13 protein-coding genes are annotated in these 13279 nt (G+C 72.6%); 8 read left to right on the forward strand and 5 right to left on the reverse strand.

Translation table 11 applies throughout. From position 1 onward, the window contains the following. Both ABT085_RS34470 and ABT085_RS34475 read right to left on the reverse strand, forming a co-directional pair. The coding region (locus ABT085_RS34470; protein ID WP_351617088.1) for an acyl-CoA carboxylase epsilon subunit at nt 1–213 on the reverse strand (213 nt) is incomplete at its 3' end. Nucleotides 214–227: 14 nt separating this feature from the next. Beyond that, a complete protein-coding gene (locus ABT085_RS34475) occupies nt 228–1820 on the reverse strand; it encodes an acyl-CoA carboxylase subunit beta (protein ID WP_351617091.1) in 1593 nt (530 codons plus the stop codon). Nucleotides 1821–1930: 110 nt separating this feature from the next. Between ABT085_RS34475 and ABT085_RS34480 the strand changes: the two genes are divergently transcribed. Next, nucleotides 1931–2797 (forward strand): biotin--[acetyl-CoA-carboxylase] ligase, encoded by an 867-nt coding sequence (locus tag ABT085_RS34480; protein WP_351617093.1) that lies wholly within the window; start codon nt 1931–1933, stop codon nt 2795–2797. A gap of 264 nt (nt 2798–3061) precedes the next feature. Further along, a complete protein-coding gene (locus tag ABT085_RS34485; RefSeq protein ID WP_351617096.1) occupies nt 3062–4225 on the forward strand; it encodes an adenylate/guanylate cyclase domain-containing protein in 1164 nt (387 codons plus the stop codon). Between the two features lie 36 nt (nt 4226–4261). Here the strand turns inward: ABT085_RS34485 and ABT085_RS34490 are convergent, their stop codons facing one another. Further along, entirely contained in the window at nt 4262–5026 is a 765-nt protein-coding gene (locus ABT085_RS34490; protein ID WP_351617099.1) for a hypothetical protein, read from the reverse strand. 232 nt (nt 5027–5258) lie between these two features. Here ABT085_RS34490 and ABT085_RS34495 point away from each other — a divergent pair, with 232 nt between their 5' ends. The 4 genes from ABT085_RS34495 (at nt 5259) to hutH (ending at nt 9911) form a co-directional block, all read left to right on the forward strand. After that, the gene (locus ABT085_RS34495) at nt 5259–6086 is read left to right on the forward strand and encodes a hypothetical protein (protein WP_351617102.1); all 828 of its coding nucleotides are present in this window, start codon (nt 5259–5261) and stop codon (nt 6084–6086) included. A 112-nt stretch (nt 6087–6198) separates the two neighbouring features. Then, nucleotides 6199–6999 carry an enoyl-CoA hydratase/isomerase family protein gene (locus tag ABT085_RS34500; protein WP_351617104.1) on the forward strand — a complete coding sequence of 267 codons (801 nt, stop codon included), beginning with the start codon at nt 6199–6201 and terminating at the stop codon, nt 6997–6999. 136 nt (nt 7000–7135) lie between these two features. Then, nucleotides 7136–8278 carry a GGDEF domain-containing protein gene (locus ABT085_RS34505; RefSeq protein ID WP_351617107.1) on the forward strand — a complete coding sequence of 381 codons (1143 nt, stop codon included), beginning with the start codon at nt 7136–7138 and terminating at the stop codon, nt 8276–8278. A 94-nt stretch (nt 8279–8372) separates the two neighbouring features. Further along, nucleotides 8373–9911, forward strand: a complete 1539-nt coding sequence (hutH, locus tag ABT085_RS34510; protein ID WP_351617122.1) for a histidine ammonia-lyase — start codon at nt 8373–8375, stop codon at nt 9909–9911. Nucleotides 9912–10023: 112 nt separating this feature from the next. Here hutH and ABT085_RS34515 read toward each other — a convergent pair whose 3' ends face one another. Continuing rightward, on the reverse strand, nt 10024–10818 hold the full coding sequence (locus ABT085_RS34515) for a hypothetical protein (protein WP_351617110.1): 795 nt from the start codon (nt 10816–10818) through the stop codon (nt 10024–10026). A gap of 41 nt (nt 10819–10859) precedes the next feature. Beyond that, entirely contained in the window at nt 10860–11213 is a 354-nt protein-coding gene (locus ABT085_RS34520) for a hypothetical protein (RefSeq protein ID WP_351617113.1), read from the reverse strand. Nucleotides 11214–11322: 109 nt separating this feature from the next. Here ABT085_RS34520 and ABT085_RS34525 point away from each other — a divergent pair, with 109 nt between their 5' ends. Together ABT085_RS34525 and ABT085_RS34530 are read left to right on the forward strand one after the other, a co-directional pair. Continuing rightward, nucleotides 11323–11676, forward strand: a complete 354-nt coding sequence (locus ABT085_RS34525) for a hypothetical protein (RefSeq protein WP_351617116.1) — start codon at nt 11323–11325, stop codon at nt 11674–11676. A 236-nt stretch (nt 11677–11912) separates the two neighbouring features. Further along, complete coding sequence (locus ABT085_RS34530) at nt 11913–13160, forward strand: L,D-transpeptidase (protein ID WP_351617119.1); 1248 nt, start codon at nt 11913–11915, stop codon at nt 13158–13160. Nucleotides 13161–13279 lie beyond the last annotated feature (119 nt).

Here is a 13279-nt window from a genome sequence, read left to right on the forward strand (position 1 = left end):
TGCACAGCCGGGCCAGTAGGTCCTGGCCCATGCCGTGGGGCCCGGCCGGGGCACCGGACGGGCGGCCACCCGGGCCGGGTCGGACCAGGAGTCCCGCGGCAGGGGCGCGCCGGACGGCACGGCCTGTGCCGCCGCGGCGCGCGCTCGGACCACCGCCAGTGCGGCGGCCAGCTCCTCCGGGGTCGGATTGCCCCGTACGACCTTGATCGTCACAACCGCTCCAGGGTCTAGAGGGGGATGTTGCCGTGCTTCTTCGGGGGCAGGGACTCCCGCTTGGTACGCAGCTGACGCAGACCGCGCACGATGTGGCGGCGGGTGTCCGACGGCATGATCACGGAGTCGATGTAGCCGCGCTCGGCCGCCACGTAGGGGTTGAGGAGGGCGTCCTCGTACTCCTGGATCAGCCGCGCCCTGGTCGCCTCCAGGTCACCGGCGGCCTCCGCCTCCGCGATCGTGCGGCGGTGCAGGATGTTGACCGCGCCCTGCGCGCCCATGACGGCGATCTGCGCGGTCGGCCAGGCCAGGTTGAGGTCCGCGCCCAGGTGCTTGGAGCCCATGACGTCGTACGCGCCGCCGAAGGCCTTGCGGGTGATGACCGTGATCAGCGGGACGGTGGCCTCGGCGTAGGCGTAGATCAGCTTGGCGCCGCGGCGGATGATGCCGTCGTGCTCCTGGTCGACGCCGGGCAGGAAGCCGGGCACGTCCACGAAGGTGAGCACCGGGATGTTGAAGGCGTCGCAGGTCCGCACGAAGCGGGCGGCCTTCTCACTGGCCTTGATGTCAAGACAGCCGGCGAACTGCATCGGCTGGTTGGCGACGATGCCCACCGGGTGGCCCTCGACCCGGCCGTAACCGGTGATGATGTTCGGCGCGAACAGCGGCTGGGTCTCGAAGAACTCGGCGTCGTCCAGGACGTGTTCGAGCACCGTGTGCATGTCGTACGGCTGGTTCGCGCTGTCCGGGACGAGCGTGTCCAGTTCGAGGTCCTCGTCGGTGACGGACAGGTCCGCCTCCTCCGCGAAGACCGGGGCCTCGCTGAGGTTGTTGGACGGCAGGTACGACAGCAGCTGCTTGACGTACTCGACGGCGTCCTTCTCGTCCCCGGCCATGTGGTGCGCCACGCCCGACACGGAGTTGTGGGTGCGGGCGCCGCCCAGCTCCTCGAAGCCGACGTCCTCGCCGGTGACGGTCTTGATGACGTCGGGGCCGGTGATGAACATGTGCGAGGTCTGGTCGACCATGACCGTGAAGTCGGTGATGGCGGGGGAGTACACCGCACCGCCCGCGCAGGGCCCGACCACCAGGCTGATCTGCGGGATGACACCGGAGGCGTGGGTGTTGCGGCGGAAGATCTCGCCGTACGCGCCCAGCGACGCGACGCCCTCCTGGATCCGGGCGCCACCGGAGTCGTTGATGCCGATGACCGGGCAGCCCGTCTTCAGCGCGAAGTCCATGACCTTGACGATCTTCTGCCCGTAGACCTCGCCCAGCGCACCGCCGAAGACGGTGAAGTCCTGGGAGAACACGGCCACCGGCCGCCCGTCCACGGTTCCGTAACCGGTCACGACGCCGTCGCCGTAAGGGCGGTTCTTGTCGAGCCCGAAGTTGGCGGAGCGGTGCCGCGCGAACTCGTCCAGCTCGACGAACGAGTCCTCGTCGAGGAGCAGCTCGATGCGCTCACGCGCCGTCAGTTTGCCTTTGGCGTGCTGCTTCTCGACGGCGCGTTCCGAACCGGCGTGCGTCGCTTCCTGGATACGGCGCTGGAGATCCGCGAGCTTGCCCGCGGTGGTGTGGATGTCGATCTCTTCCGGCTCGGACATCGGGATACGGCTCCCTGCCTGCTCAAAAGGGGGGACGGTTACTCATCCGTAGAGTAGTGGCGGCCCTACCGTTCGGCAGTGCGGCGTTTCACACACCTAGGGTGGCTTGCATGACGCCGCGAGATGACTCCCACGGAAACGACAGTCCCTGGTCCGATCTGGATCGTCCGCCCCTCAACGCGGGCGCGTTGCGCCGCGCGCTGGTGCGTCCGGGCAGCCTGTGGACGGAGCTGGAGGTGGTGCCCTCGACGGGCTCCACCAACTCCGACCTGGTCACCCGGGCCGTGGACGCCAAGGTGGCCGAGGGCGCGGTTCTCGTCGCCGAGGAACAGAGCGCCGGGCGGGGCCGCCTGGACCGCCGCTGGTCGGCACCGCCCCGCTCCGGCCTGTTCTTCTCCGTCCTGCTGCGACCCGACGACGTGCCGGTGGCCCGCTGGGGCTGGCTGCCGCTGCTCACCGGGGTGTCCGTGGCGACCGGACTGGCCCGCGCCGCGGGCGTGGACACGGCCCTGAAGTGGCCCAACGACCTGCTGGTCACGGTCGGGGGCGAGGAGCGCAAGGCGGGCGGGATCCTCGCGGAGCGCGCCGGGGAGGACGGCGTCGTGATCGGCGTCGGGGTCAACGTCACGCTCCGCGAGAACGAGCTGCCGGTGCCGGGGGCCGCTTCGCTGCTGCTGGCCGGGGCGGCGGCCACCGACCGGGATCCGCTGCTACGGGCCGTGCTGCGGGCCCTGGAGGACTGGTACGGACGCTGGCGGGACGCCGGCGGCGATCCGGTCTCCAGCGGTCTCCAGGAGACGTACGCGGCGGGCTGCGCGACGCTCGGCCGGACCGTGCGGGCCGAACTGCCGGGCGACCGTTCGATCGTCGGCGAGGCGGTGGCGGTCGACGGGGACGGACGGCTGGTGCTGGCCACCGGCGAAGGGGTGCAGGAGCCGGTCGGAGCGGGCGACATCGTGCATCTGCGACCTGCCTGAGGTGCGGGCGGACCGTCGGGCGGGTGTCATGGAAGGGCCGGTCCGTGCCATCCGGCCCGCCCGGCGTCCGGGCCGTCGGAGCGACGGCGGGGCCGGGTCCGCCGAGTACCCGGCGGGGCCCGCACCGGCCTGCGACGATGCCGGATGACGCACGCGCACGGGAAGGGAACGTCGGGTCCACCTGACGGAGTGAGCTGGCGCACACCTGCCGTAGAGTAAAGGCCGGTCGATACCTGACCGTGGCAGATCGGAAGGGCAACAGGCGTGACCGTCGACGACACGGGCTCCGGCGCGGACGCGGACGGCCGGGTCGATCCACCCCCGTTTTCGACCTCGCCCGAGCGCAATGAGCCGCAGGGTGCCGAATCCGACGGGAACCCCCTCGCCCTGCGTCTCGAACAGCTGATCCTGGGCGCCGAGCGGCGCTACACCCCCTTCCAGGCGGCCCGTAGCGCCGGTGTCTCCATGGAGCTGGCGTCGCGGTTCTGGCGGGCCATGGGCTTCGCCGACATCGGCCAGGCCAAGGCGCTCACGGAGGCGGACGTGCTGGCCCTGCGCCGGCTGGCCGGTCTCGTGGAGGCGGGCCTGCTCAGCGAGGCCATGGCCGTGCAGGTGGCCAGGTCCACCGGGCAGACCACCGCCCGGCTGGCCGAGTGGCAGATGGACTCCTTCCTGGAGGGACTGACCGAGCCGCCCGAGCCGGGGATGACCCGCACCGAGGTGACGTACCCGATCGTCGAGCTGCTGCTGCCCGAGCTGGAGGAGTTCCTCGTCTACGTCTGGCGCCGTCAGCTCGCCGCCTCGGCCGGCCGGGTCGTGCAGGCCGCCGACGACGAGGAGATGGTCGACCGGCGCCTGGCCGTCGGCTTCGCCGACCTGGTCGGCTTCACCCGGCTGACCCGGCGGATGGAGGAGGAGGAGCTCGGCGAGCTCGTCGAGGCCTTCGAGACGACCTCCGCCGACCTGGTGGCGGCCCGTGGCGGCCGGCTCATCAAGACGCTCGGCGACGAGGTGCTGTTCGCCGCGGACGACGCGGGGGTCGCCGCGGAGATCGCGCTGCGGCTCATCGAGACCATGGCCAACGACGAGACGATGCCCGAACTGCGGGTCGGCATGGCCTTCGGCACGGTGACGACCCGGATGGGCGACGTCTTCGGCACGACGGTCAACCTGGCCTCACGGCTGACCTCGATAGCCCCGCGCGACGCCGTCCTCGTGGACGGGGCCTTCGCGCAGGAGCTCATCCGCACCGGTGAGGCGCCGGTCTCCGAGGCGGAGGCGGCGGAGGCCGCGGCCGCCGCCGAGAAGGAGGGCGAGGAGCCGCCGACGTACCGTTTCGCGCTGCGGCCGATGTGGCAGCGACCGGTGCGCGGACTCGGCGTGGTCGAGCCGTGGCTGCTCACCCGCCGCGACGGCGAGCAGCGGTAGCGGCTCGGTTTCCGGCTGCCGGCTGCTGGTGCCGGGTCAGCGGGCACCCAGGCCGGCCCCCAGGTCCAGTGCGTCCACGCACAGGCCGATGACCGGCACGCACAGCCCCGGCGCCGTCGGCACGTCCTGCGGGCCCTGTCCGTCCTGCTGATCGTCCTGCTGGTCCGCCGGGGCGGCGGTGGTCGGTGCCGGTACGGGTCCCGGGGCCGTCGGATGCGGGGTGGCGGCGCCCGTGACCTGCGTACGGGGTGCCGGCGTGGACGCGGGGACAGCGGTGCGGCCCGCGGCGGAGGCCGCCGCCGGGGGGAGCGCGGAGGCCGATGCCCGGGCCGGGTCCGCCGGGACGGGGGTGACGCGGGTGGTGGTCACGACCGGGCCCGACCCGCCCGTCACGGAGGTCGACGAAGGGCTCACCCGGGGCACGGCCGCGGCCGTGGCGCCGGGCGACCGGTCCCCGCCGATGTCCGGGCTGGGCCCGGTCTCCGCCGTGCCGAGCCCGCCGACACCGGAATCGGGCGCCATCCGTACGAGGCTCAGCACACCGGCGGCCAGCGCGAGCCCGCCCGCCGCGAGCAGCACCTTGCGCGGGCGCGGCCTGCGGTGCCGGCCCCGGGGAGCCCAGGGACGAACGCCGACCGGCGCCGCAACACCGAACGGCCGCCGCGCACCGCCGGGCCCCTTGCCACCCCCGCCCCGAACGGCACCGGCCACGCCCGGCACCCCCGCGGCTTCCTGCGCGCCCGGCGTACCCCCCGCGCCCACTGCGCCCGCCCGGCCCGCCGTGGCCGGTGCTTTCGGCATGGCTCGCGTGTCCGCCGTGCCCGCCCGGCCCGGCGTGTTTGCGGCACCTGCCCGGCCCGCCATGCCTGCCCGGCCCGCTGCGCCCGGCGCGTTCGTCGCGCCCCTCCCGCCCGCCCGGCCCGCCGTACCTGCCACGCCCGGCGTGACCGGTGCTTCCGGCATGGCTCGCGTATCCGCCGTGCCTGCTGCGTCCGGCGCGGTCGCTGCGCCTGCCCGGCCCAGGGTGCCCGCCATGCCTGCCCGGCCCGCCATGCCTGCCCGGCCCGGCGTGCCTGTCCGGCCCGCTGCGCGCGGCGCGTTCGTCGCGCCCGTCCCGTCCGGCGTGGCCGGTGCTTTCGGCATGGTTCGCGTATCCGCCGTGCCTGCTGCGTCCGGCGCGTTCACTGCGCCAGCCCAGCCCAGGGTGCCCGTCCCGCCCGGTGCTTCCGCCGCGCCCGCCCGGCCCGGCGTGCTTGCCACGCGCACCCCGGCCGGTGCGTTCGGCGCGTTAGCCGCGTCCGCCTTGTCCGGCGTGCCTGCCCGGCCCGGCGCGTTTGTCGCGCCCGCCGCGCCCGCCGCGCCCGCCGCGCCCGGCATGACCGACGACCTCGCCGACCCTGCCGCGCTCGGTGTACCGGCCGCGCCCGGCGTGCCTGCCGCGCCCGCCCGGCCCGCTGCGGCCGGCGTGCCCGCCGGCCCTGCTCCCCCCACCGGGTCCGCCGACCTCACCGCGCCCGGTGTACCGGCCCCGCTGGCCACGCCCGGCCCGCCTGCCGTGCCCGCACTACCTGGCGCGCCCCACGCGCCCAGCGCCCCCGACGCGCCCGGCGTGACCGGCGCGCCCGGCGTGACCGGCGCGCCTGCCGAGGCCGGCGTGCCTGATGCGGCCGTTCCGCCTTCGGCGGTCGCCGTGGTGGCCTTCCCGGTTTTGTTGATCGGTGCGGTCTTCTCGACCGCTGTGTCCGTCATCGTGATCCCTCCCGATGCGCCCGCGCCCCCGTTGCGCCATGGCGGAGCGCACGTTATGCGCTGCGGTGGGCGATCGGCCGCCGGTTGGGCGAGATGTCACTCGAACGGGTAATCGGGTGTGATCGCGGAGGCCGCCCGCGCCGGAGCCCGCTCTTTCCCCCGCGGGACCGGGCTGCGATGATCGGACGAAGTCGGATGTTAACCCGCGTTAACCGGAGGGTGTCATGAGCGAGGAGCGGTTCGGGGAGTTCGTGCTGGTGAGGCGGCACGGCGACGGGCATGTCGCCGAGCTGGCCCTCGACCGGCCCAAGGCCATGAACGCGGTCTCGACCGAGATGGCCCGGTCGATCGCCGCGGCCTGCACGGCGCTGGGCGACGACCGGGACGTACGGGCCGTCGTACTGACCTCGACCCATGAGCGGGCGTTCTGCGTGGGCGCCGACCTGAAGGAGCGCAACTCCTTCACCGACGCCGACCTGATGCGGCAGCGGCCGGTGGCGCGGGGCGCGTACACCGGGGTGCTGGAGCTGCCGGTGCCGACGGTCGCCTCGGTGCACGGGTTCGCGCTCGGCGGGGGCTTCGAGCTCGCGCTGTCCTGCGATCTCATCGTGGCCGACGGCACGGCGGTGGTCGGGCTGCCGGAGGTCTCCGTCGGTGTGCTTCCGGGCGGTGGCGGCACGCAGTTGCTGCCGCGCCGGATCGGTGCCGCGCGGGCCGCCGAGCTGATCTTCACCGCGCGCCGGGTCGAGGCGGCCGAGGCGCGGGAGCTGGGACTGGTGGACGTGCTCGTGGAGGAGGGGCGAGACCGGGAGGAGGCGCTGGCACTGGCGTCGCGGATCGCCGCCAACTCGCCGGTGGGGCTGCGCGCCGCGAAGCGGGCGCTGCGGCTCGGGCACGGCCTCGACCTGCGGGCCGGCCTGGAGGTCGAGGACGCGGCATGGCGGTCGGTGGCGTTCTCGGGGGACCGGGCGGAGGGCGTGGCGGCGTTCAACGAGAAGCGCACGCCCCAGTGGCCGGGCGAGTGAGCTGACGCCTGCCCGGCGGCGGGCCGCCCGGGGGCCGCGTGCGTCCGTTCCCGCTGCCGGACCGGCACCCGTCGTCCGTCCACCTGTTCGCCGTATCAATGCCCCGATTGTCATGAAACCTCCCTAACCTGGGGTGATGGGTGAGGACAGTCGGCTCGCGGGCGTGGTGGCGTTGGCACAGGGAATGGCCGCGGCCCGCACTCCCCGTGAGTCATGGCGGGCGGCGGCCCTCGGGGCCTGCCGCGCGCTGTCGGGCAGCTTCGCCGCGCTGTCGGTCTGGGAGCGCGAGCTGGGCCGGCTGCGGGTGCTCGTGAACGTGGGCGACCGGGCCCCGGACGAGGAGGAGTTCCCCGAGGGGGAGGCCTATCCCGTGCACCAGTTCCCGGAGATCACCGAGTTCCTGCACGAGCGCTGGGCCGCGGGCGGGGAACCCGACGCCTGGGTCGAGACGGCCTTCGGCCACGCCTCCGGTGGTTTCGGTTACTGCCATCAGCGGGTCGCCTCGCTGCGGCGGCGCGGGCGGGGGTGCTGTGTCGTCGCGCCCTTGGTGATGCACGGGCGCGCCTGGGGCGAGCTCTATGTCGCCCGCGCGGCCGGCGCGCCCGTCTTCGACCGCGGCGACGCCGACTTCGCCACCGTCCTCGCCTCCGTCGTCGCCGCCGGGATCGCCCAGACCGAGCGGCTGGAGGAGGCGCGCCGGCTCGCCTTCACCGACGCGCTCACCGGGCTCGCCAACCGCCGCGCCGTGGACATGCGCCTCGACGAGGCGATCGAACGGCACCGGCGCGAGGGCGCCGCGGTGGGCCTCGTGGTCTGCGACCTCAACGGCCTCAAGCGGGTCAACGACACCTGCGGGCACGCCGTCGGCGACCGGCTCCTCGAACGGTTCGGGTCCGTCCTGTCGCTGTGCGGGGCGATGCTGCCCGGAGCGCTGGCCGCCCGGCTCGGCGGCGACGAGTTCTGTCTGCTGGCCGTCGGGCCGCCCGCCGACGACGTGGTGGCGGCCGCCGGCGAGCTGTGCCGCCGCGCGGCCGAACTGGAGCTGGGTGACGGCGTCGCCTGCGGGGTGGCGTGCACCGAGGACGCCATCGGACCCGTCCGCTCGGCCCGCCGGCTGTTCCGGCTGGCCGACGCGGCCCAGTACCGGGCCAAGGCGCTGCGGGCGGACCGGCCGGTCGTCGCCGGGCGGGAGGGGCCCGACGACCCCGTCGTACGGCTGGCGGACGCGCCCTCGCGGGAGGCGAGCCCGGAGCGCCGCCGCTTCCGCGGGCGCCGCTGACGCCGGTCCGGCCTGTGACGGAGTCGGTAAGGGGTGCACCGGGCACCCACTGGTGACATCTTGGAATTCAGTGCGTACGCTCCTGAATATGGATATGCACACTGTGGTGGTGGGGACGTCCGGGGTCACCGCGTCCGACGTTCTCGCCGTGGCGCGCGACGGCGCCCGGATCGAGCTCTCCGACGAGGCGGTGGCGGCCCTCGCCGCGGCCCGCGAGATCGTGGACGCGCTGGCGGCCAAGCCCGAGCCCGTCTACGGCGTCTCCACCGGCTTCGGCGCACTGGCGAGCCGGCACATCAGCCCCGAGCTGCGCGCGCAGCTCCAGCGCAACATCGTCCGCTCGCACGCCGCCGGCCTGGGCCCGCGCGTGGAGCGGGAGGTCGTACGGGCGCTGATGTTCCTGCGGCTGAAGACCGTGTGCTCCGGACACACCGGTGTGCGGCCCGAGGTCGCGCAGACCATGGCCGACGTGCTGAACGCCGGTATCACCCCGGTCGTGCACGAGTACGGCTCCCTCGGCTGCTCCGGCGACCTGGCACCGCTGTCGCACTGCGCCCTCACCCTGATGGGCGAAGGCGACGCGGAAGGTCCCGACGGGGTCGTCCGCCCCGCGGGCGAGCTCCTCGCCGAGCACGGCATCACCCCCGTCGAGCTGCGGGAGAAGGAGGGTCTGGCCCTCCTCAACGGCACCGACGGCATGCTCGGCATGCTGGTGATGGCCCTCGCCGACCTCGACACCCTCTACAAGACCGCCGACATCACCGCCGCGCTGTCGCTGGAGGCCCTGCTCGGCACCGACAAGGTCCTCGCCCCCGAGCTGCACGCCATCCGCCCGCACCCGGGTCAGGGCGCCGCCGCCGCCAACATGCTGGCCGTGCTGAAGGGTTCGGGTCTGACCGGGCATCACCAGGACGACGCCCCGCGGGTCCAGGACGCCTACTCGGTGCGCTGCGCCCCGCAGGTCGCGGGCGCCGGCCGGGACACCCTGGCGCACGCCCGGCTGGTCGCCGAGCGCGAACTGGCCTCGGCCGTGGACAACCCCGTGGTCCTGCCCGACGGACGCGTCGAGTCCAACGGCAACTTCCACGGCGCGCCCGTGGCCTACGTCCTCGACTTCGTCGCCATCGCCGTCGCCGACCTGGCGTCCATCGCCGAGCGCCGCACCGACCGGCTGCTGGACAAGAACCGCAGCCACGGTCTGCCGCCGTTCCTGGCGGACGACGCCGGCGTCGACTCCGGGCTGATGATCGCTCAGTACACGCAGGCGGCGCTGGTGAGCGAGCTGAAGCGGCTCGCGGTGCCCGCCTCGGCGGACTCGATCCCGTCCTCCGCCATGCAGGAGGACCACGTCTCCATGGGCTGGTCGGCCGCCCGCAAGCTGCGTACGGCCGTGGACAACCTCGCGCGCGTGCTGGCCGTGGAGCTGTACGCGGCGACCCGCGCCATCGAGCTGCGCGAGGGCCTGACCCCGGCCCCGGCCTCGCAGGCGGCCATCGACGCCGTACGGGCGGCGGGGGTGCAGGGCCCCGGACCGGACCGCTTCCTGGCGCCGGACCTGGCCGCCGCGGACGCGTTCGTGCGTGCGGGCCTGCTGGTGGCGGCCGTGGAGCCGGTCACCGGACCGCTGTTCTAAGAGCTCCAGGACGGAACAGGGCCCCGCCGTCCGAGCCGGACGGCGGGGCCCCCGTTCACCTCTCGGCGGCTCGCGGGTCGGCCCTGCGGCCGCTCGCGAGCCCGCCTCGCGCCTACTTGAGCTTGGCGACCTGTGCCTGGACCACGGCGGCCGGGTTGTCCATGGCCTCGCCGGTCGCGAACGCGGCGAAGTTCACCGTGTAGAACGTGGCGACCGTGTTGCCCTTGCGGATCACCTCGGTGTTGAAGGTGGCCGTGCCCTCGCCGTCCATGTCGACCAGCTCGGCGAACGCCACGGACTCGTCGCCGCCGCCGACGCCCTTCGCCGCGGTGACCTTGGTGACCTTCGTGTCCTCGCCGTCGGCCTTGAGGCCGTACCCGCCGGAACAGGCCTTCACCCCGTCGCTGACGGCCTTCAGGGCCTTCTGCGCGCCGTCGCCCTCGTACGAGGAGAGGCCCACGAACGTCATGGTGATGTCGAAGGCGTTCGCGACGTCCTCCGCACTGGCGTCCTCCGCGGGGACGGACTTGTCCGACGCCTTGGCCTGCTGGACGGAGTTGCTGGCACCGGCGGCCGTCTCGCCCGGGGCCAGACCGGCGGTCGCCCAGGCGAGCGGCGCGCACTCCGCCTTGTCCGTCTGCACCTCGGACTTGGACTTCGGCAGCGTGTCGTCCCCGGAGTCGACCTTGTAGCCCTTGACCTCGCCCTGGGCGAGCAGCAGCTTCTCCAGCTCGGCCGCGCCGAGTGCCTTCGCGGCCGGAGCAGTGGTTTTTGACGCGGCGGAACCCGACGCCTTGGCGTCCGCGGTGTCCTTGGAACCGTCGCCGGAACAGCCCGTGATGAGGGCGAGCGACAGCACGCTCACGGCAGCCGTGGCGCCGAGACGCGCCCCCGTTGATCTCTTCATGAGCGGACTATGAAGGTTGAGTCAAAGAACCGTCAAGTTCTTTAAAAACCAAGCCGTTCGCGACGGACCGCGTACGCCACGAAGCCCACGCCCATGGCGAGGCAGAGGGTTCCGCCGACCGTGTACGGGGTGGTGTCGAAGCTTCCGGTGTCGGCGAGCCGGGTCCCCTCCGTCCCGTCGCCCGCGGCCGTGCCGACGGCCGCGTCGTCGGCGGCGTCGGTCGTCGCCGCGGACATGGTCCGCGCCTGGGTGGTGGCCTGGGCCGACGCGGTCGTCGAAGGCTGCGACGCCGCCGGGCTGTTCTGGGACGCGTTCGCGGACGGCACGAACCACAGGGCCCCCAGAAGGGTTCCCGCGGCGGTGGCGGTCAGCAACGGACGGCGGGCAGAAGACACGGAATATCGATCCCCTTGTGGCGCTGGTGAATTGGCCGGGTAGGGCGATGCTAATGAAAGTCGCGGGTCGTGGGAAAGTTAGGGGAGGGCGGAGTCGTACGCTCCGTTCATGACTGCTGAAGAGACAACACGTTTTGTACGGCTTCGCGTGGAACTCGTTGTGGAAGTGGACGACACGGAGGCTCTGACGGCCGCCGCCTTGGCCCGGATCGCGGAGGACGAGGAGCTTCCGGGTGACGAACAGGCGCAGGCCGAGAGTGCTGTGACGGAAGACACCGCCGAGGCGCTCGCCTATCTGGTGGATCCGTTCGACCTGGTCAGTGAGGTGCCCGGGGTGGAGTTGCAGCAGGCCTCCTGGTCGACCGAGCTGGTCGAGTACGACCCTGATTCGCCTGACTGGGACGTGGACGAGGATGATGACGTCCAGGATGACGAAGGCGACCGCGAATCCGGCATCGGTTGAGCGGCCCGGGGAATTCGGGACCTCGGACGGCAACCATCGCCCGGGGTTTCTTCGTCTCAAGGGACGCACTGACCGACACCCGCACCACCGGCCCCGGCGGGTGACCGCCCGGCGGACGTGGCGCGACCCACATATGAGAACTATGTAAAAAGGGACGAACCGGTCGTAGCGTAGGTAGTTCTAAACGGGGACTCTCGGGGTTTTTGGGGAATTCGGCAACGATGGAGAAGCGTGTGATGACGGACAGCAAGCGGCGCAAGCGTCTCATGGCCGCGTCCGCCCTGCTCGGCGGTGTGCTCGTACTGACGGCCTGTTCCGGCGGTGACGCGGACGCATCCGGCAGCGGCGAGGGAACCTCCCAGGCCAAGGTCGACGAGGCGGCGGCCAAGAAGACGTCGGTGGCGCAGATCAAGATCACGCCCGCCGACGGTTCGTCCAACGCATCCATCAACAATTCCGCAGCCGTCACCGTGACCAAGGGCACCCTCACCGAGGTGACGATGACGACCTCCGACGGCAAGGCCGTCGAGGGGCAGCTGTCCGCCGACAAGACGAGCTGGAAGCCCAGCGGCCAGCTGGAGCGCTCCACCACTTACAAGGTCGCGGCCGCCGCCAAGGACTCCGAGGGCCGCGAGGCGCACGAGAACGCCTCGTTCACCACGGTCTCCCCGGCCAACAGCTTCATAGGGAACTTCACCCCGGACGACGGCTCCACCGTCGGTGTCGGGATGCCGGTGTCGATCAACTTCAACAAGGCGATCACCGACAAGGCGGCCGTCCAGAAGGGCATCACGGTCACCTCCAGCGCCGGTCAGGAGGTCGTCGGGCACTGGTTCAACGCCAACCGGCTCGACTTCCGCCCCGAGGACTACTGGAAGGAGGACTCCACCGTCACGCTGAAGCTGGCGCTCGACGGTGTCGAGGGCGCCTCCGGTGTCTACGGCGTGCAGCAGAAGACGGTCACCTTCCACATCGGCCGCAACCAGGTCACCTACGTCGACGCGCAGACCAAGCAGATGAAGGTCACGCAGGACGGCAAGACGGTCAAGACCATCCCGATCTCGGCCGGCTCGCCCGAGAACAAGACGTACCAGGGCCAGATGGTGATCTCCGAGAAGTTCAAGGAGACCCGGATGAACGGCGCGACCGTCGGCTTCACCGACGACGACGGCAAGGGCGAGTACGACATCAAGGACGTGCCGCACGCCATGCGCCTGACCAACTCGGGCACCTTCGTGCACGGCAACTACTGGGGTGCGAAGTCCGTCTTCGGCAACGTGAACACCAGCCACGGCTGTGTGGGTCTGTCGGACACCAAGGGCGCCAACGACCCCAGCACCCCGGCGGCCTGGTTCTTCGACAACTCGATCGTCGGTGACGTCGTGGTCGTCTCGAACACCGGCGACAAGACCGTCGCCCCGGACAACGGCCTCAACGGCTGGAACATGGACTGGGCGCAGTGGAAGGCGGGTTCGGCCGTCTGACGCCGACCTCCCCCGTCACCGACCGATGCCGCCCTCCGGGGCGGGAACGGCCGTTCGGGGGGTGCCCGGGCTGCCGGGCTGCCGGGGTTGCGGGAGCTAACCGGGGCCGCTGAGTGCTT

Source organism: Streptomyces sp. NPDC002265, from assembly GCF_040296125.1.
Classification (GTDB): Bacteria; Actinomycetota; Actinomycetes; order Streptomycetales; family Streptomycetaceae; genus Streptomyces.